This window comes from Picosynechococcus sp. NKBG15041c (assembly GCF_055380235.1).
The window spans coordinates 375,683-394,865 of sequence record NZ_AP040363.1; the positions used below are offsets into that span (position 1 = coordinate 375,683).

The 19,183-nt window shown below is 51.3% G+C and carries 17 protein-coding genes and 1 other RNA gene; 8 read left to right on the forward strand and 10 right to left on the reverse strand.

What is annotated here, in order from left to right; genetic code table 11:
• Positions 1–69: 69 nt before the first annotated feature.
• Complete coding sequence (locus ACZ45B_RS01855; protein WP_024544762.1) at positions 70–474, reverse strand: thiol-disulfide oxidoreductase DCC family protein; 405 nt, start codon at positions 472–474, stop codon at positions 70–72.
• 55 nt (positions 475–529) lie between these two features.
• Here ACZ45B_RS01855 and ACZ45B_RS01860 point away from each other — a divergent pair, with 55 nt between their 5' ends.
• Positions 530–1,108, forward strand: a complete 579-nt coding sequence (locus ACZ45B_RS01860; protein ID WP_236612375.1) for a pyridoxamine 5'-phosphate oxidase family protein — start codon at positions 530–532, stop codon at positions 1,106–1,108.
• On the opposite strand, the gene ACZ45B_RS01865 is transcribed toward ACZ45B_RS01860, so the two are convergent.
• On the reverse strand, positions 1,093–1,515 hold the full coding sequence (locus tag ACZ45B_RS01865; RefSeq protein ID WP_024544764.1) for a secondary thiamine-phosphate synthase enzyme YjbQ: 423 nt from the start codon (positions 1,513–1,515) through the stop codon (positions 1,093–1,095). The genes ACZ45B_RS01860 and ACZ45B_RS01865 overlap by 16 nt on opposite strands.
• A 76-nt stretch (positions 1,516–1,591) precedes the next feature.
• Here ACZ45B_RS01865 and ACZ45B_RS01870 point away from each other — a divergent pair, with 76 nt between their 5' ends.
• Positions 1,592–2,104: a gamma carbonic anhydrase family protein gene (locus ACZ45B_RS01870; protein WP_038027738.1), complete on the forward strand. Its 513-nt coding sequence runs from the start codon at positions 1,592–1,594 to the stop codon at positions 2,102–2,104.
• On the opposite strand, the gene ACZ45B_RS01875 is transcribed toward ACZ45B_RS01870, so the two are convergent.
• The 5 genes from ACZ45B_RS01875 to ACZ45B_RS01895 all read right to left on the reverse strand — a co-directional run bounded on the left by ACZ45B_RS01875 (position 2,068) and on the right by ACZ45B_RS01895 (position 5,783).
• A complete protein-coding gene (locus ACZ45B_RS01875; RefSeq protein WP_024544766.1) occupies positions 2,068–2,490 on the reverse strand; it encodes a Fur family transcriptional regulator in 423 nt (140 codons plus the stop codon). The genes ACZ45B_RS01870 and ACZ45B_RS01875 overlap by 37 nt on opposite strands.
• The gene (locus tag ACZ45B_RS01880; RefSeq protein WP_096416199.1) at positions 2,490–3,317 is read right to left on the reverse strand and encodes a metal ABC transporter permease; all 828 of its coding nucleotides are present in this window, start codon (positions 3,315–3,317) and stop codon (positions 2,490–2,492) included. Before ACZ45B_RS01880 ends, ACZ45B_RS01875 begins: the two co-directional genes overlap by 1 nt.
• On the reverse strand, positions 3,310–4,113 hold the full coding sequence (locus ACZ45B_RS01885) for a metal ABC transporter ATP-binding protein (protein ID WP_024544767.1): 804 nt from the start codon (positions 4,111–4,113) through the stop codon (positions 3,310–3,312). Before ACZ45B_RS01885 ends, ACZ45B_RS01880 begins: the two co-directional genes overlap by 8 nt.
• A 6-nt stretch (positions 4,114–4,119) precedes the next feature.
• The gene (locus ACZ45B_RS01890) at positions 4,120–5,076 is read right to left on the reverse strand and encodes a metal ABC transporter solute-binding protein, Zn/Mn family (RefSeq protein ID WP_071990916.1); all 957 of its coding nucleotides are present in this window, start codon (positions 5,074–5,076) and stop codon (positions 4,120–4,122) included.
• A gap of 92 nt (positions 5,077–5,168) precedes the next feature.
• A complete protein-coding gene (locus ACZ45B_RS01895) occupies positions 5,169–5,783 on the reverse strand; it encodes a class I SAM-dependent methyltransferase (protein ID WP_024544769.1) in 615 nt (204 codons plus the stop codon).
• 450 nt (positions 5,784–6,233) lie between these two features.
• Here ACZ45B_RS01895 and ACZ45B_RS01900 point away from each other — a divergent pair, with 450 nt between their 5' ends.
• Positions 6,234–6,908: a hypothetical protein gene (locus ACZ45B_RS01900; RefSeq protein ID WP_024544770.1), complete on the forward strand. Its 675-nt coding sequence runs from the start codon at positions 6,234–6,236 to the stop codon at positions 6,906–6,908.
• Positions 6,909–6,917: 9 nt separating this feature from the next.
• On the opposite strand, the gene ACZ45B_RS01905 is transcribed toward ACZ45B_RS01900, so the two are convergent.
• The gene (locus ACZ45B_RS01905; RefSeq protein ID WP_024544771.1) at positions 6,918–7,679 is read right to left on the reverse strand and encodes a pentapeptide repeat-containing protein; all 762 of its coding nucleotides are present in this window, start codon (positions 7,677–7,679) and stop codon (positions 6,918–6,920) included.
• 201 nt (positions 7,680–7,880) lie between these two features.
• Between ACZ45B_RS01905 and sbcC the strand changes: the two genes are divergently transcribed.
• The 5 genes from sbcC to ssrS all read left to right on the forward strand — a co-directional run bounded on the left by sbcC (position 7,881) and on the right by ssrS (position 17,424).
• Positions 7,881–10,904, forward strand: a complete 3,024-nt coding sequence (gene sbcC / locus ACZ45B_RS01910) for an exonuclease subunit SbcC (protein WP_024544772.1) — start codon at positions 7,881–7,883, stop codon at positions 10,902–10,904.
• Between the two features lie 67 nt (positions 10,905–10,971).
• A complete protein-coding gene (locus ACZ45B_RS01915; protein WP_464675027.1) occupies positions 10,972–14,010 on the forward strand; it encodes an efflux RND transporter permease subunit in 3,039 nt (1,012 codons plus the stop codon).
• Positions 14,011–14,197: 187 nt separating this feature from the next.
• Positions 14,198–16,522 carry a nitrite/sulfite reductase gene (locus ACZ45B_RS01920; protein WP_024544773.1) on the forward strand — a complete coding sequence of 775 codons (2,325 nt, stop codon included), beginning with the start codon at positions 14,198–14,200 and terminating at the stop codon, positions 16,520–16,522.
• 112 nt (positions 16,523–16,634) lie between these two features.
• Complete coding sequence (locus tag ACZ45B_RS01925; protein WP_024544774.1) at positions 16,635–17,201, forward strand: hypothetical protein; 567 nt, start codon at positions 16,635–16,637, stop codon at positions 17,199–17,201.
• Positions 17,202–17,238: 37 nt separating this feature from the next.
• A non-coding RNA gene (gene ssrS, locus ACZ45B_RS01930) (6S RNA) lies at positions 17,239–17,424 on the forward strand.
• A gap of 38 nt (positions 17,425–17,462) precedes the next feature.
• Here ssrS and ACZ45B_RS01935 read toward each other — a convergent pair.
• Positions 17,463–18,044, reverse strand: coding sequence for a CPBP family intramembrane glutamic endopeptidase (locus ACZ45B_RS01935; RefSeq protein ID WP_024544775.1), 582 nt, complete (start codon positions 18,042–18,044; stop codon positions 17,463–17,465).
• 13 nt (positions 18,045–18,057) lie between these two features.
• Positions 18,058–19,131, reverse strand: a complete 1,074-nt coding sequence (locus tag ACZ45B_RS01940; protein ID WP_024544776.1) for a DUF3326 domain-containing protein — start codon at positions 19,129–19,131, stop codon at positions 18,058–18,060.
• Positions 19,132–19,183 lie beyond the last annotated feature (52 nt).

A 19,183-nucleotide genomic window follows, 5' to 3' on the forward strand; every position in this document is an offset into this window, starting at 1 on the left:
TTGTTGGCTTGATCTGGGGTTTGGAAAATGGAAAATGAATCGCCCTCTATCTTATCGATTTTGGGAGCCTCAGGGCAGAAATGGGGAAGGCTTGGTTAAATCCGGAGTGCGGCAGGTGCGTTGGCCAAACCAGCGGTAACGGTTTGTCGCCACCAGTCGGTAGAGCCAATCCCGAAAATTTTGCGGTAAAGGCCGGGCCAAGGTGAACAGTTGCCAGGGGCCGCCAAGCCTTTGGCAAATGGCTAAACAAGCATCGGAGCCGTAGGAAATATTCGCGCCATCAAAATAGGCGATCGCCCAATCTTCGCGCCTTTTGGGGAGGGGTGGTAAATATCGCTGGGCGGTTTCTCCCTGGAGGGGGGCAAGATGAAAGATTTGCGCTGTGTCAATCTTGAGCATCAAGTCCACAAAGCCATTGCAGAGATTACACTCTCCATCAAAAAAAATAATCGGTTTGTCAATTTCAATAGACATAATGGGTTGTGTTTGGGGCGATCGCTGCGCCATCAATTTTCCTTAAAATGGCTCCATGGCAAATTCTAGCGAAGGTACAATTTCAATGCGTTCTTCCCAGATGCCCACTGCCGAAAACGGTTGGGTCAATACCATTAAAGCCACTGATCCTGAGGCGATCGCCCTTGTCCAAGATTTATTAGAAAGTCAAATTTATTGCCACCTCAGCACCTGTTCCCCAGATGGCTTTCCCTGGAGTAGTCCTTTGCTATTTGTTTGGGATCAAGATTTAAACCTCTACTGGTCATCGGCGATCGCTGCCCACCATTCCCAAAATTTATCTCAGAATCAAGGGCGGGCCATGGTGACGGTATATGATGCCGCACGCATTAAGGCCACCTTTTTTGCCGGAAATGCCACAGAACTGACCGAATTAGAACCCCTAAGGCAAGTTTTAAGACAATTTGACGAACGCGCTCAACGACCCACACCCCGTCAAGCAGAAGATTATCTTGGCATTTCGCCCCGTAGAATGTACCAATTTACTGTGCAACAAGCCTGGGTCAGTGGCGATCGCCTTTTGTCAGGGGGGCAACTCATCGATACAAAAATCCACCTGGATTTAGCCACCCTCAAGGCTTATTTTTCGCCGTAAATATGCACCACAATTTCCCGAGTATGGCGACAACTGCGGTGTTCCCAGAGATAAATGCCTTGCCAGGTGCCCAACACCAGATGACCGTTGGCGATCGGAATTTGTTCAGCGGTTTTCGTGAGTACCGAACGGATATGGGCCGGCATATCGTCGGCCCCCTCAGCGCTATGAATATAAGCATGGCCATCTTCCGGCACTAATTTTGCCATAAAGTTTTCTAGGTCCAGCAACACATCGGGGTCAGCATTTTCTTGAATAATCAACGAGGCAGAGGTATGGCGCACAAAAATGACGCAAAGGCCCGTTTTAATGCCCGATTCCGCGACGTAAGACTCGATTTTGGCCGTAATTTTGTGGAAGGATTTTCCTTGGGTTTGAATTTGGAGAGCTTGTTGGTATTGGTGCAGCATCGGTACAGTATGGGTCAAAATGGCAAGGACTCGCTCCATCCTAAAATGAAAGAAAACCGAGCCCAAATTGATTATGTCTGATTGGTCAAATATTTCCCTCGCGATCCCCGATTTTAGTGCTGCTGCTTTTGTTGCGCCCAATGCAACGGTGCTGGGTGCTGTGAGTCTTGCGGAGGGATCTAGTGTTTGGTATGGGGCTGTGGTGCGCGGTGATCTCGAAGGGATTCATGTCGGCCCCTTTAGTAATGTGCAAGATGGGGCGGTGCTCCACGGCGATCCGGGCAAACTCACAGTGGTTGAAGACTATGTCACCATTGGTCACAAGGCAGTGGTTCACAGCGCCCACATTGAAACAGGCTGCTTGATCGGTATTGGTGCGATTATTTTGGATGGTGTGCGGGTCGGTGCCGGTAGCATTATCGGCGCGGGCTGTGTCGTCACAAAAGATGTGCCAAGGCGATCGCTCATGGTGGGAATTCCGGCGAAACGATTAAAAGAAGTAACCGATGACCAAGCCGCCGGGCTAATCAACCATGCCAAGGCTTATCATCAGTTGGCATTAAAACATTCGACACTTTCCCCTTGAGCTTGACAGTCAGCACAGAGGCCAAAAAATTCGAGGGTATGGTAGTAGACCTTGAATTTTTGGGTCTGGCACCAATCGGTAATTTTTTGTCCGATGGGACAGCTATCGAGGGGATAAGATTGGCCACAATTGACGCAATTTAAATGGTGGTGGTGGTGTTCAGGGGCGTCAATTTTGCTATAAAAAGATTCTCCCTCTGGGGTGACGCGCTCTTGAATTTTTCCTTCCACTTTGAAGAGTTTGAGGGCACGGTAAACCGTGGCCAAGCCAATGGTAATACCGGCCTGTTTCATTTCTAAATGCAGACTCTGGGCACTGATTTCTCCCTCTTTGGTTTGTATCAGTTGGAGGATCTGCTGCTGGTTTTTGGTCAGTTTTTTAGACATTAGGCTCCGGTTTGAATGGTGCGGCGATCGCAATAGAATTTGCAACTGAGGCTCATGAGGTAGGCAACTCCCGAAACGAGAATAATCGTTGCCCCTGAGGTGAGGTCAAATTTGTAAGACAACCATAGTCCTAGGGTGGTGAAGATCATCCCTAAAATGCTGGCAAACAGCATCATCCCTGTAATTTTTTTTTGCCACTGGCCGGCGATCGCCGCCGGGACAGTCAACAGAGCGATTACCATAATGAGCCCAACAATCTGCATCACCATCACTACCGTCAGGGCCACTAGGCCCACTAAAACAAGATATAAACTCCGCACTGGCAGATTACGGGTAGTGGCAAAAATAGGGTCAAAGGAAATTGCTAGCCATTCTTTATAAAGTAGGGTGACCAGGGCAATGATCAAACAGTCAATGCCAAGCATCACCCAAAGGTCGGGCCTGGGAACTGCCAAAATGCTGCCGAACAGATAGCTCTCCAAGCCAGCTTTGTAACCCTGAGTCAAGTCAATGAGAATAATCCCGATCGCCATGCCGATCGCCCACATCACACCGATGAGAGTATCGCCCCGTTGTTTGGTTTGTTGTTCGACCCAGCCCATCCCCAGGGCGGAGATGAGACCAAAGGCGATCGCCCCCCAGATCGGGTTAAACCGAAAGAAATACCCAAGGCCAATCCCCCCATAGGCGGCGTGGGCGATGCCACCACTAATAAAAACAATGCGATTAACCACGACAAAGGTACCAATGATGCCGCAGGCAATACTGACGAGTACCCCCGCAATGAGGGCGTTTTGCATAAAGTCAAACTGGAGAGCATCAAGCATGGTCACAGGGGGAAGAATGATTGTGGACTGGCGCTAACGTGGTTTCACCATGGTCAGGAAACACCCGGTGGGGAATGCCATGGGCGATCAAATCAACAGGACATTGGTAGGTTTCTTCGATCATCCTTGGGGTGATCAGGCGATCGTAATGATAATGCAAGCGGCGATTGAGGCAGCCCACGGTTTTTACATAGGTGGAAATAGCACCCAAATCATGGGAAATCATCACAATGGTAATTTCTTGATTGAGCTCCTGGAGGAGTTCGTAGATGCTGTTTTGGATATGGGAATCGACGTTGGCAGTGGGTTCATCTAGAAGCAATATTTTGGGTTCCGACGCCAGAGCCCGGGCCACATAAATCCGTTGTCTTTCTCCCCCAGACAGTTCTCCAATGGGGCGATCGCCTTTATGGGCCATCCCCACCTGTTCGAGGCAGCGTTGGACAATTTCTCGATCTTTGTGGTTATAGCGTTGAAATAATTTCCGTTTCCCGAGACGTCCCATACTAACCACATCCCTCGCTTGGATCGGAAAATCCCGGTCAAGCTCTAGCAATTGGGGCACATAGCCGATATAACGGCGTCCCTGGGTCACAGGCCGGTCTAAAATTTTGACCGTGCCCCGTTGGGGTTGCACGAGGCCCAGCAGTACCTTCAAGAGGGTCGTTTTCCCGCCACCATTGGGGCCAATCAAACCCACAAAGTCTAGGGCTTGGACGGTGAGATTAATGTCTTCAAGCACCGGAGTCTGGGGGTAACCGGCCCAGACTTGTTCAAGGGAAATAATGGTTTCCATAGGGTGTTATTCCGTAGGGCTCTGACGACTAGCATTCACTAATTCGTCAGCGATGGTCAACATATTTTCTGACCAATTGGGAGCCAAATCATCGAGAAGAACAGTGGTGGCATTGATTTGTTGGGCGATCGTTTGGGCGGCCTGGGCATTGATTTGGGGCTGCACAAAAATAGTGCGAATTTGCTTTTCTTCAGCGGTGCGGATCAGTTGGGCTAACTCGGCGGCACTGGGCTCCTGGCCCCCTGCTTCAATGGAAATTTGCTCTAGGTTATAGTCTTCGGCAAAATAACCCCAGGCGGGATGAAAAACAAGAAAAGCACGATTTTCTAGGGGGTCAAGTCGTTGACGAATGGCGGCATCGATTTGATCGATTTCTATTAGAAACTGGCTTAGATTTTCGGCATAGAACACTTCGTTGGCGGGGTCGAGTTGGGCCAGAAGCTGATAGATACTTTCAGCCTGTTGCTTGACCCGTGCAGGAGACAGCCAAATATGGGGATCTAAGAGTTCGCCTTCGTCGCTGCTGTGGTAGTCATCGCCATCGTGGTGATGGTGGTCGAGGAGAGGAATTTTCTCGATGTTTTCTGAGGTGTCTAACCAAATCATTTTGCGGTTAGCGGCCCGGAGGCGATCGCCCCACACATCTTCAAAGAAGATCCCAATCCCCACATAGGCATCTGCCTCGCTGAGCTCCCGTAGTTGTTGGGGTCTGGGTTCATAGTTTTCTGCCTCAATGCCTGGGCCAACGAGGGATGAAACCTGGACGCGATCGCCACCAATTTTTTCGACAAAATATTTCTGGGGTAGCACACTAACGGTAATCCTCAGGGGCTCTGCCTGGGGGGCAGTGGCTGCTGGCAGCTCTTGAGCCCCAGTCCCATTCGTTGGGGCTTGGGGAGAAGTGCCGTCTCTACAGCCCAATAACAGCCCAAAACAGCCCAGTGCCACGAGGGATAAGGTCATTGGCGATCGCACGTTACAGCCCTCTCTTTTTTAAAAATGATAATCGTTCTTGATTCTAAAGGAGTCAGCCCGAAACGTAAACCCACGGAGCCTTAAGGTTGCAGGGTTGCGATCGTCAGATAGCCGCCAATGCGGGGCAGGGTAGGGAGATAAAATTCATTAATGGCTTGGGTCCGAAAACCTGCTGCCTTGAGGAGTAAGCCCATCGGACGGTTGAGGTTGCAGCCCCCGGCACAACAGTTCATCACACCGTTCAGACGATGCTGCCATTGGGCGATCGCCGGGTCAGGGCTCAAGCCATGTTCGAGGGTCAGAAAATAACCATCCTTCCTTAAGACACGGCGAATTTCGTGCAAAACCTGGGCCGGATTCTGTACCGAACAAAGGGTAAACGTGCTTACCACCGTATCAAAGACCTCTGATTCAAAGGGAAGAGCTTCCCCACGCAGGTGATGCCAATTGACCTGGAGACCACTCTGGCGAATTCGGCGATCGACCCGCTGCCGCAACATCCGTTCTGGTTCTACCACTTGTAATGTCCGTACTTTCGGGGTGTAGTGGGGAAGATTTGCCCCCGTACCAAAACCAATTTCAAGCACGTTGCCCTGGGCCACTTCAAGGAGTATTTGTCGCTGTTGGGCGATCGCCTGGCGGTGCATTACGTAGTCTAAAAGGTGAGGCAAGATGAAATGGTTATAGAGTTTCATCGTTATATATATAAATAGTTTTATATCTTAGTAATTTAAACTTCCTGTGATCTTACGCGGCCCTTAAAGCAAGAAACGCAACGGGGATTTCATATTACCAAGCCTCCAAACCCCAGTATTTTCACGGATCAATACCTGTTTTTTCAATCAGAAATCACGAGGAAAATCATGAATAATATGACTTTTTAAATGGAGTATTATCTAAATGCTCAAAAATACCTAACCGTCCCTAAAGCACCGGGGATTTCCCCTGGAATTTCTCCGCTTCACCTTTGCTTTATCCGTAGAATGGGGCATCACAAATCTTAATTTGTACCTTATAATCCTAGGACTCATTGCTTAAAATGAAGGCATAATTTCCTAACGAAAAAGTCCCTCCCCTAGGCTAACCCCATCTTTTGATATCAATCATTTTAGTCAATTCTGTTGTTACTCCGAGGCCCAAAACCAATGGATGCTCTCATTAAAACTCTCATTCAAGCTGGGCTACTCAGTGAAACCCAGGCCCAAGTGGTGCGATATGATGCGGAGTCACATCCAGATATGTCCCTCGGTGAAATTTTAGCGCTCCGGGGTTGGGCCACCGAAGAAACCATCGACTTTTTTGAGCTCCTCTGGGAAATGCGCTATCAGCAGCCAGACCGCAAAAATATCGGACAATATTTACTAGAAGCCCACCTCATCACCCAAGAACAGCTAGATGATATTTTGGTTTCCCAACAGCAAGATACTTGGGGAAAAAGCCTCCGATTTGGAGAAATTGCCGTTTTAAAGGGCTATGTGAAGCAGCCGACAATTCGCTTTTTTGTGGAACATCTTTTTCCTGATCAGCTCCATAAAACCAATAAAAATCCTTTTGCCCGTATTTCTTTGAGCGATCGCCCAAGCCAATCCCGGAAGACAACCCTATCCCAGGGGCCCACCGAAACAGAAACCCCAACACCAGCGCCCCATGGCCAAGCCCCGCAGCGATCGCCCCATCCACTGGTCGCCAAATTCACCGCCCCACGGCAGGCCAAATCTGTCTCCACGCCTAAAAAACCAGACTATGAGCCCGAAGAAGCCTTTGCCACAAACTTTGATCTGCTCAATGCTGAAGATTTTGACCCAGGCCAGCTCCGTTAAACATCAGACCTAAAAGAAAAAGCGCAAAAGCAACGAACTGATTGCACTAAAGATATTGCCAACGGTGTTGCCGGAATTTTGGCGGGGATTGAGGGCCAAGTCAATTTCATCAAGGAGCTTTTGACTGGCGTCGATGCCGACGGCGGAGCCTTGGCGAGTAAAGAGGTTTTGGGCAAAAGTTGCATCCTGTTGCGCTGCCCCAAAATCCCGTAGCTGGTAATGGGAAATCGCCCGGGATAGATAAATCGCACCGTTTTCGGGTTCGCGGTTCGCGGCGGCATCGTAGTAGGCGATCGCCATACGGTGATTTTTGCTTTCCCCTTCCACATAGCCCCATTGGTAAAATTGCTCGGCGGAAACGGGCGCTTCCAGTAAACCGATCGCCCGGGCAATATAAAAGGTGCGGAGGGATGTATTGGTAAAGTTTGCCCCAGCCAGGTAAGCTTCCCGGAGGTCGGCCCCATCCAAGGTTGCCCCTTCAAGGTTCGCCCCGGCTAGATTGGCTCCCACCAAAGAAGCCCCAGATAAATTTGCCCCCCGCAGGTCCGCGAGACTGAGGTCAGCCCGACTGAGGTTAGCTTGGCGCAGGTCCGCCCCCCGCAGATCCGCTCCATCTAAGCGGGCATTGGCTAGGCCACTGCGGTTCAATTGACAATTTTGGCACTGACGACTTGAAAGCAGTTGGCTCAGGTGGGTTAAATTTTCGGCACGGACGGGGGCGGCGATCGCCAAGGTAGATAAACAACCGGCGGCAAGGAGCAGCTTTTTCATCGGAAACCTGGGGGGAAATGACTGGAGCTGTAGACCGTGGATCTGGGCAAAACGTTTCCGGCTAGCAGCGATTTTCTGCGTCCATCGTAGCAGTCCCTTTCTCATGGGAAGCAAAATGCAACAAATTCTTTGCGGTGCGGGGATTTTAAGAGCAGCGATATGATGAAGCATCAGTGTTTTTGTTCGTCTGTTCGTTGCCCCATGACCCCCCTCAAACTCAAGCTCCAAAATTTTCTCAGCTACCGTGATGCGGTCTTAGACTTTACTGGGTTCCACACAGCCTGTATCTGCGGCCCAAATGGGGCGGGCAAATCTTCTCTCCTGGAGGCGATCACCTGGGCGCTCTGGGGTAAAAGCCGCACGAGCAGCGCCGATGATGTCATCCATGGTGGCGAGACTGAGGTCCGGGTTGATTTTGAATTGATGAGTCGCGGTCAAGTCTACAAAATTATCCGCCTGCGATCGCGGGGACGGGCCGCCTCTTTGCAATTCCAAGTGCGATCGCCCAAGGGGGATTTCACCACGATCACCGGGAAAGGAATGCGAGATACCCAAGATCTCATTGACCAGGAACTGAAGCTTGATTACGACACATTTATTAATTCGGCCTATCTACGCCAGGGCCACGCCGACGAATTCATGGTGGCCAAACCCGCCGACCGGAAAAAAATTCTGGGGGACCTGCTCAAACTCGACCAGTATGAAACCCTTGCCCAACTAGCCAAAGAAAAAGCGAAGGAATTAAAACTGAAGGCCGATCTCCGCGAAGAAAGTCTTGCGCCCCAGGCGGAAAAGCTCCAGGAAAAACCAGTCCTCGCCGCAGAATTAGCCGATTTAGAACAGGCCATTGGGGAGCGAAAACAACGGCAAAGTCAACTCCAGGAGCAGTTGCAACGGTGCCAGGCGATCGCCCAACAACGCCAACTCCTCACAACCCAATTAGAAACTCTCCAGCAGCAGGTAGACCGCCGCCGCCAGGAACAACAACGCCAACACAACCAAATCCAGCAACTCCAGGGGAATTTGGACCAGGCGATCGCCTGCCTCGCTCAAGGGGAAACCATCGAGGCGGAATATACCCGCTGGCAAGCCCTCCAACAGCAGGAGGAGCAACTGAACCAAACCTCCCAACAGTACCAAGACCTGCAACAGGAAATTCAAGCCCTGCAACAGGAGATTCAAGCCGAAGAAAAGGCCCAAAGCCGCGAAATTCAACAGCTTGAACTCCAGCTCCAGGATTTAACCCGCCAGGAACAGGCTCTTCAGCAGGCGATCGCCGCTACCCCAGATGTGAGCCAAGCTCTACAAGATTTACAGAGGGCCCGAGACACCATCAGCCACCTGGAAGCCTTACAACAGCAGGCCCAACCCCTCCTCCAACAACAACAGCAGCTCGAAAATCAGATTGCCCAGGCGACCACCGCCATTCACCTTAAACTCGAAGCCCAGCAACGGGAACGGGATAACCTTGCGGCTAAAATTAGCCAAATTCCCCAGCAACGGGCACAACTACGGCAGGTTAACCAAACCATGGTGGAACTCCATCGCCAGAAAAGCCATTTAGAGCAGCTCCAGCAACAGCAGATCGCCCAGTCCACCCAGCAACTGCGCCTCCAGGACGCCCAGCGCAATTGCCACAAACAACTCCAGGAATTGCAGCAAAAACTGGCGCTGTTGCAGCAACCGGGGGCCAGTTGTCCCCTCTGTGAACAGGCCCTCGACCACGACCACCACCACAATGTCGTCACCAAAACTGAAGCCCAGTACAACGAGACGGAGCGAGACATCCAGCAGCTACAGCAGCAACTGCAAACCTGCGCCCAGCGCCTTGCTGACTATGATCAAGAATTAGCTACCCTAGATGGCATTCGCACCGCCTATGAAGAGCAAGATCAGCAATTAATTCGCATCGAACAGGCCATCGAAACCAATCAAGCTTTAGAAAAACAGTTTAAACAGCTTGAACAGGATTTAGAAAATCTGCGGCGATCGCTCCACCTCGAAGCCTATGCCGAGGATCTACGCCAAGAATTAACGGAGGTACAGCAAGCCCTAAGCGCCCTGAACTACGACGAAACCCAATTGGCGATCGCCCGAGAAACCGAAAAACAATGCCGCGCCGCTGAACTAACCCAGGCGAAACTCGCCCAAACCGAGCAGCAGCTCGCCGCCGTGCAGGGGGAAATACCCCGCATCAAGCGTCAACTGGCACAACAGCGCCAAAACTTCGCTGACTACCAGCAGCGATCGCCCCACCAAAAACAGCTCGAACAATGTCACAATCAGCTCCAGGCCCTCAATTATGACCGCAATGCCCACCAGCGACTCCGGCAAGATTTAAACGAGGCCCACGTCTGGCAGCGACGTAAACTCGAACTGGATCAGGCCCAGCACCAACGCATCACCCTCGAAACCCAGCTCCAGGAATTGACCCAAAGTCAGGCGATCGCCCAAATGGAGATCGAGCAGCTCACCCAGCAAATGGCCGCTATCCAAGAAAGCCTGACCCAAACCAGCCCTGACCGAGGGGAGATACAGCAGCTCGAAAGCCAACTCCAAACCTGGCGCCAAGCCCTCGAAATTGACATTGCCCGGCGCGGCCAACTGCAACAGTCTTTAGCAAATCTAGAGGCCCTGGCGATCACCCAAGAGCACAGTAAAGCTGAGCTAAAGGAACTCCGTCACCAGCACCGGATCCACCATGAACTGAGCCAAGCCTTTGGGAAAAATGGTATCCAGGCCTTGATGATTGAAAATGCCCTGCCCCAACTGGAAGCAGAAACCAATCAAATCCTCGGCCGCCTTACAGATCACCAATTTCACGTGCAGTTTTTCACCCAAAAGGCAAAGAAAGGCTCGAAAAAAGGAACTGCCCAGATGATTGATACCCTAGATATCCTCATTGCCGACGCCCGGGGAACGCGGGCCTACGAAACTTATTCTGGTGGGGAAGCCTTTCGGATTAATTTTTCGATCCGCCTAGCCCTCGCCAAACTCTTGGCTTACCGATCCGGAGCTACCCTCCAGATGTTGGTGATCGACGAGGGCTTTGGTACCCAGGATGCCGAGGGCTGCAGCCGTCTGATCGGAGCAATCAATGCGATCGCCGATGATTTTGCCTGCATTTTGGCCGTGACCCACATTCCCCAGTTCAAAGAAGCCTTCCAGAGCCGCATCGAAGTTTATAAAGATCAACAAGGTTCCCAGCTCCAAGTGAACAACTAGATTCCCCGATTCGGCGAAACTGTGCCTAGAATGGAAGTCGTAACAAATCGCAATGTTTGCCCCTGGTATGTCTTTCCATCTTTCCGCCTGGTCCATCAAGAATCCAGTGCCAACCCTCATGGCCTTTTTGATCATGACCGTTGTGGGGGTCTATTCTTTCCTGACCCTTGGCATTGATGATACGCCGAACATCGACATTGGGGCCGTTTCGATCAATATCACTCAGCCGGGGGCAGCCCCTGAGGAAATTGAGACGGAAATCACCAAAAAAGTGGAAGATGCCGTTGCCAGTCTCGCTGATCTCGACCAAATTACGTCCACGGTCACCGATGGAAACTCGCAAACGGTCGTGACCTTTGAAATTGGGGCAGACACGGACCAGGCGGCCAATGACGTGCGCAATGCGATTTCCCAGATTCGCTCTTCTCTCCCCCAAGACATCACCGAACCCATTGTTCAGAAGCTCGATTTTGCGGGCGGAGCGGTGATGATCTATGCCGTTTCTTCAGACCAGCGCACCGTTGAGGAACTCAGCGATCTCATTGACCGAAATATTGGCCGCGAACTAACTAATGTTGACGGCGTGGCAGAAATTCAACGGCTGGGGGGGGTTGACCGAGAAATTCGCGTGGATCTAGATCCGAATTTATTACAGAGTTTGGGCATTACCGCCACTGAGGTCAATGATCAAATTGCCCAGTTCAATATTAATCGCCCTGGGGGTCGCCTTGAATTTGGGGGCAGTGAGCAGAATGTACGTACCCTCGGTAGTGCAGCTTCGATCCAAGAACTCCAGCAATATCCGATCTTGCTCCCCAATGGCGATCGCGTAGCCCTCGAAAACCTGGGCCGTGTAGAAGATAGTTTTCGGGAACCGAGGGTTTCCGCGGCACTGGATAATCAACCGGTGGTTGCTTTTTCGGTGCTCCGCAGTCCGGGGAGTACCGTGGTGGGGGTAGACCGAGGGATCCGGCAGGCGATCGCCGACCTACGGAGGACCCTACCGGAAGATTTACGTTTTGATTTGATTTTGACGCGTGCCACCGAAATTCAGGCCTCCTATGACGGAACCATTTCGGCTCTCTGGGCTGGTTGTATCCTGACGGTGATCACCGTTGGTTTTTTCCTTAAGGATTGGCGGGCCACGGTGATTACTGCCGCAGCGCTCCCCTTGTCTATTGTGCCCACGTTCTTTGTGATGCGAGCCCTAGACTATACCCTCAACGGCATGACTCTCTTAGCACTGGCCTTGGCGATCGGAAATTTGGTTGATGACGCCATTTGTGTGATTGAAAACATTGATCAGCACTTGCAAATGGGAAAGAAGCCGTTCCAGGCAGCGGTAGATGGGGCCATGGAAATTGGCCTAGCGGTGGTAGCAACGACGGCAACCATTGTGGCAGTTTTTCTGCCTGTTGCGTTTATGGGGGGCGTACCGGGGCAATTCTTCCAGCCCTTTGGGGTGACGGTAGCCGTTTCAACAATGTTTTCGACCCTGGTCGCCACCACAATGACCCCGATGCTCAGTGCATATCTATTGAAGTCAAAATTAGGGGCTTTTGAAGGCCAGTCACAACCGGGCCTTTACCGCAAGGCTTTGGGTTGGGCCCTTAAGCATCGTCTGACGACCCTCTTGGTGGCCCTGGCTTTCTTCATCGGCAGTTTACAGTTGCTCCCCTTCATCCCAACAGGATTATTTGCAGCGGCTGATTCAGGCATTAGTACCTTGGTCTTTGATCTCCCCCCTGGGGCGACCCTTGCTGATAGTGAACAAATCATGGCCCAAGTTAGCGATCGCCTCCGTGCTAACCCTGCGGTCTCTAGCGTTCTGGCCACTGCCGATACGGTAAATAGCGGCACGATCTACGTTAACCTTGTGCCCATGGAAGATCGAATTTCCCAGGCGGAGTTCGAACAAACGATGCGTAGCGAATTGCAGCAAATTCCAGGGGCGCGCATTTCTTTCCAGAGTGCGGGGGGCACTGGCAGCTCAAAAGACCTCTCCATTGTTCTGAAGGGTGAGGATGCGCCACTTTTGTTAGAAACGGCAAACATTCTCGAACAACAGATGGCCAGCATTGGTGGTCTAGTGGATATTGCTTCTAGTGCGAGCCTAGTTAAACCAGAGCTTATCATTCAACCAGACCCCCAACGGGCAGCTGATTTGGGGGTTTCCGTTGCCGCAATTTCCCGCACCGCTTCCCTGGCGCTCATTGGAGACAACGACCTGAATTTGCCGAAGTTTAATTTAAGCGATCGCCAAATTCCGATCCGCGTCCAGCTAGATCCAAATCAGCGCGGTAATATCGAAACCCTCAAAAATCTTCAGGTGCCGAGTAATACTGGGGCCCTCGTTCCCCTCGCCGCCGTTGCCGAACTAAAGCTGGGGAGCGGTTCCGCCCAAATTGACCGCTTTAATCGGTTCCGCCAAGTAGAGGTGGGGGCCAACCTAGAGGGAGTGTCCCTAGGGGATGCCTTTGCCCAGGTGAATGCACTGCCAGTAATGAATCCTTTACCAGCGGGCATCACCATCGAGCCCTCGGGGGATGCAGAAATTATGCGCGATATTTTTAGCCGCTTCCTGACCGCTTTAGGGGCAGCAGTACTCTGCATCTACGCAATTCTCGTCCTGCTCTACAACAATTTCCTCTATCCCTTCGGTATTCTCACCGCCTTGCCCCTGTCTATCGGTGGCGCCCTGCTGGGTTTAATGATCACCCAAAAGGAATTGGGACTGTTTGCCCTGATCGGCATTGTCCTGCTGATGGGTCTGGTGACGAAAAATGCAATTCTGCTGGTGGACTTTACCCTGTCAGGGATGCAAGAAGGAAAAGCCCTCAAGCAATCGCTGATCGATGCTGGGATTTCCCGCCTACGGCCCATCTTTATGACGTCCCTTTCCACCATCGCTGGGATGCTCCCCATTGCCCTGGAACTCGGCGCCGATGGAGCAACGCGAAGCCCGATGGCGATCGCCGTCATTGGTGGCTTTAGTACCTCAACAATTTTGACGTTGATCGTGGTACCCGTGATTTTCACCTATATCTATCGTTTGGGACGATGGCTCGTAAAACCCTTTCAAAATGCCCAATCCGTAACCCCCTAAAACCCAGACCCAATTCCCAGGTCAGAAATTGCGAGGAAAATTACAGATTTTGTCGTAGTTGCTCGGATGACTGAATTTTTATGTCAACATAGTACATCTGAGTAGCTTTTATAGATATTGTGAGCCTGACGCTTACTCTGTTCCAGGCCCAGACGATTAGCTCCCATTAAAGAAGAACATCCCAACTATGACCACGACACCCCCCAAAACTTGGAAAGAAGTCCTTGGCGATCGCATTGCGCCCCAGATGGCCGAAGAAATTGATACCTTTGAAAATCAAATGGCCCTGCGTTGCCAAGACAAACTCGAAGAAAAAGTCTTTGCCGAACTGCGTCTCCGCCGGGGAGCCTATGGTCAGCGTTATGATAACGGCTTCCGCAATGATGGAGTTAAATCCAAGGCGATTTCTTTCCCGAAAGCAGAGTTGACCAAAGGGCCAGATACTAAATGGCAGGCTCCGGGCATGCAACGGATCAAAATTCCCTATGGGGGGATGACCGCCGAACAAATGGATCTCCTCGCCGATATCTGCGAAGAATATTCCGATAACATCCTCCACATCACTACCCGTCAGGATATCCAGCTCCACTTCATTTCCCTGGATAACGTCCCTGATATGCACCGCCGTCTTGCTGCTGTGGGGATCACTGTCCGGGAAGCCTGTGGCAATTCAGTACGGAATGTCACCGCCTGTCCCCTCGCTGGGGTTTGCCATGACGAAGTCTTTGACGTCACCGGCCACGCCCAGGAGCTGACAGACTTTTTCCTCGGTCACCGGGATATCCAAGATTTTGGCCGCAAATTAAAAATTGCCTTTTCTGGCTGTGAAGACCATCCCTGCGGTCTCACCTCCATGCATGACCTGGGCTTCATTGCCGCTACCAAAGAAATTAATGGTGAAATCGTCAAGGGCTTTAAGGTCTATGTCGGCGGTGGCCTAGGTTCCGTCCCTTTCCTGGCCAAACTTTTTGATGATTTTGTGCCCCTAGAGGAAATTTTTCCCCTTTCCCAGGCGATCTTCCGGGTATTTGCCCGCCTTGGGGAAAAGAAAAACCGCAACAAAGCCCGGATTAAATTTCTGGTACAAAAGCTGGGCCTCGAAGAATTTAAGCGTCTCGTCACCGAAGAACGGGCCATCCTAGAGCCGGATGCTGGCTGGACCGCTTGGGTCGATCGCCTCACCACCTACGAAGAAAAAGGGAAGGCAGCTCCCGTTGCGGCGGACCAAACCTTTGATCACGGCGTAGAATTTTCCCAGTGGAAAACCACAAACCTCTATCCCCAACGGCAAAAGGGCTTCTACACTGTCGCTGTTTCCTTGCCGCTGGGAGATGCCACTTCGCCCCAGTTCCGGGGTTTGGCCGACATCGTCCGCAAATATACCAATGACACGGTGCGGACAACCGTTGAACAAAATATTCTGATTCGTTGGGTCCACGAAGCAGACTTGCCTGCCCTCTATGCAGATCTCAAGGCGATCAACCTCCACAGTGGCGGCGCCCACTCGATCATTGATATCACTGCTTGCCCAGGCACCGACACCTGCAAATTGGGGATCGGTAGCTCTCGTGGTCTGGCGGGTGAGTTACAGCGACGGATGGCCGTTAAAGGTTGGCAGTATGACCAAACTGTCAAAGATATACGGATTAAAATTAGTGGCTGTTTCAACTCCTGCTCGCAGCACATGGTGGCAGAAATTGGCTTCTATGGCTCCAGCCGTCAGGTACAGCGGCGCCGGGTGCCCCACTTTAACCTTGTGCTCGGTGGGGAATGGGCCAACAATGCTTCTACCTACGGAAAATCTATGGGGGTACTGCCCTCGAAGCGAATTCCTGATGTGGTGGAATTTTTGATTGATACCTTCATGCAAGAACGGCTAGAGCATGAAAAGTTCACAGACTTTTTCAACCGCATTGGCCGCAAGGAAATGAAAGACCGCCTCCAGCCCTTTACAGAAGTGCCCAGCTACGAAGAGGATCCATCTTTCTATTCTGATTGGGCCGATACCCGAGAGTTTACCCTCGGCGATATTGGCATCGGGGAATGTGCTGGGGAAGTAGTCAGCCTGACCGATTTCAGTATGGCCGATGCAGAAAGTCTCCACTTTGATGCCACGGTGCTACTGGACAACCCCCAAAATGGAGATGTTCAGGTGGCTGCAGATAAGGCGATCGCCGCCATGGTCAGCGCAGCCCAAGCCCTGCTGAAGTTCCAAAACATCGACATCAGTGACGACCCTGATGTGGTGAGTGCTGAATTCCGGAAATATTTTTACGACACGGAGCTGTTCTTTGATCCCTTTGCAAAGGGGAAATTTGCCCAGTTCTTTTTCTCTGCCCTCAAACATAAGGAAAAAGCAGCAAGTTTGGAGCAGGCCCAACGGCTTGTGGAGGAATCTCGCCTCTTTATTGAAGCGGCCCACGAGTGCAACAGCCGGATGATCGAAGCGGGGATCACCAGTCCGATCAGCTTTAAGCAATGGCTGCTGACCAAAGGATTTGCCAATAACTAGGGGGAATCCTCAATTTGCCATCGACAAACAATAGGGTGGGCTTCGCTCACCTTATTGATGTATTGCTCTCCAGAATTTAATCTTTCAAGTCGTTTAGATCTCAATCAAGCCTGTGTATATTGAACGTTTTTGTGTAAAATTCCCGGCCCAAACTCCTACTGATTTTGATGAAGCATCTCTCATTGGGGTATTTCAGGGCTGGATCCGGGATGAAAAAATTGGCGGTACTCTCATCGACGTGGTGGACTATCGTCATGTGCCCGATGGCCCGGGGATTATGCTTGTCACCTACGAAATTAACTACATGATGGAGCACCAGGGGGGTTATGGACTGTATGCCCAACGCCGCTGGAGTAGCGTGGAAAATCAACCCCACACCGAGGCGATCGCCGACCTGATCCAGGCCGCCGCAAAATTTGGCACTCTTCTCGAAAAGGAAACGGGCATCACCCTCAACGGCAATGAATTTTTCTATATCAGCAATGATCGTCTCAATGGCCCAAACACCGATGAAGGTTTTGAAGCGGTAAAAGCAGATCTCACCATGGCCCTAGGACAAATCTATGGGGGAAAATCTTTCGCCATTGAGCGGGTGCAAAATGATCCGAGGGAACGTTTGACCCTTTCTGTCAAGGTGGATAGCCCGGTGGCGATCGCCGAACTTTGTGCGGTTGCATAAAAACAAAATCATCCCTTAAGATAATCTCTAACAGGATCAAAGCCTACTGCGTTGGTGACTACCAATATTGTTTGTTGATCTATGCTTGAGCTAATTGGGAAGACTATTTAAGTTCTCGCGGCAGTAAACCGAGCTTGTACTCGGAAACCGAAGCTGAGTTCTGTCCTTCCCCCCTGGATTTTCCAGGTCATAAGCTGAGGTAAGACGGCGCGGCGGGTGTAAATCCTGTATTTTTTTGCCTTTGTTCCAGGGGCTGGATTTTTATGGTTTGGCGTGGCGGAGCTTCCAAATCAGGCTCGAAGTGAAGTTTGTGACAATATGGGCAATCACAGGCACAAGTAAATTTCCCGTGGCGATCGCACTATAGCCAAGAATAAAACCAATAATCGTTGCCCAAACAGCATAAGACCATTGCTGCACACCGCTGATGTGGAGCACACCGAAAATAAAGCTAGAAATAAATAATGCTCCCCAGCCCAAACCTAAACCCGGCAGCATAATTCCGCGAAACAAAAATTCTTCACTCAGACCTGGTAATAAACCCAACCAAATCGCATCGGGCACTGCTAAGGGTTTGAGCACAAATTCTAAATAGGTATCGACACTTTTGCGATATTCCGCCCAAACTGCATAAAGCACGCTGCTTGCACCAATGATCCCCAGGGCGATCGCCACCCCCTGGATTAAGGCGAGCCCCGAAAATTCCCAGGCCAAGAGCTCCACATTTCCGATCAGTCGCCAGAGGTTTCCCACGATAAACAGGAGGAGTGCCGTGATCCCCATCAGGAGCAGCACCTGCTGACGTGATAGTGGTTCCATGGGTGGTTGATTGGATTGATTCACAGTAGTTAAAAACCTAAATTGCATTGAGCGATGGCACAGAGGGGGTCAAGCTGGCAAAGTCTAAACCAGCGCGGTGGGCGACCAGGGTCCCAATGGCTTCTAAGTATGAGTCTACCCGACGGGCTTTTATCCCAACGGATTCTGGAAAAATGCTTAATGCAGTGTCATTTTCGTTTACAGCAATAACTAATGTTTCAGTTTGGGCCAAACTTAACACCGCACTCCCCCCACAGGCGCTAGCGGGGATCACGAGGCTATCTATCTGATCGGCCCAGATCGTTCCGGTTTGGCGATCGCCTGCCATGACAAATTGGGGCGCATAGCTCAATCCCGCCAAAACACAGGGCAAAAAAGTGTAACCCAATTCCTCGGCCGCAGCCTTGGGGGAAAGCGCCGGCTCGATGGGTAACGGCGACAATGCCGGGGCATGGGCGCAGGGGATTTGAAATTGTTTGACCAGTAGATGGGAAATGACCGCTTCGGCTCCGGCCAGGGCATCGACCCCAGACCCCTGACGGTACTGAGCCAGCAGCTCGCTATCTTCGTCGTCTGGGAAGCGAGCAATAACGGCGATCGCCTGGACTTTGGCCTGGGTAATCAGTTTTTCTGCTGCCCGTAGCAAACTACCTACATTTTCAATGGTGCCCCAACTGACCCCTGTTTCAGAAACATTGAGGGTGACATTGAGGGGAGCATCTGTCACAACATAATCTGTGACGGGTAGGCCCAGGGTTGCCCGACAAGCCTCTGCCCCTTGGATATGGCGCGTTTGCAGCTCTATCTCAATGCCCTGGTCGAGGATTAGACCGACTTTATTTTGGCGCACGGGTCGTAGGCCCCAGTTTCCCGCTGCGAATTGATCGAGGCCGTACCCCTCCACATAAAAGGTATTCGCCATCGGCCAAAATAACTGCGCCCCATTCAATACGTTGGGGTGAGTAATGAGGCGATCGCAAACCTGGGCCATGAGCCGCGCGATGGGGATGCCATCCCCTGCATAGCCGCCTATTTTTGCACCGATCCCCGTCGGAATGATCAACACCGAAGTGTAAGGATTAGGGCCAGAATGCAGGGAAGCAGTAACCATAAAAATTTTTATGAACGGGATTCCTTGAGAAATTTAACACTAATTTTGTCCA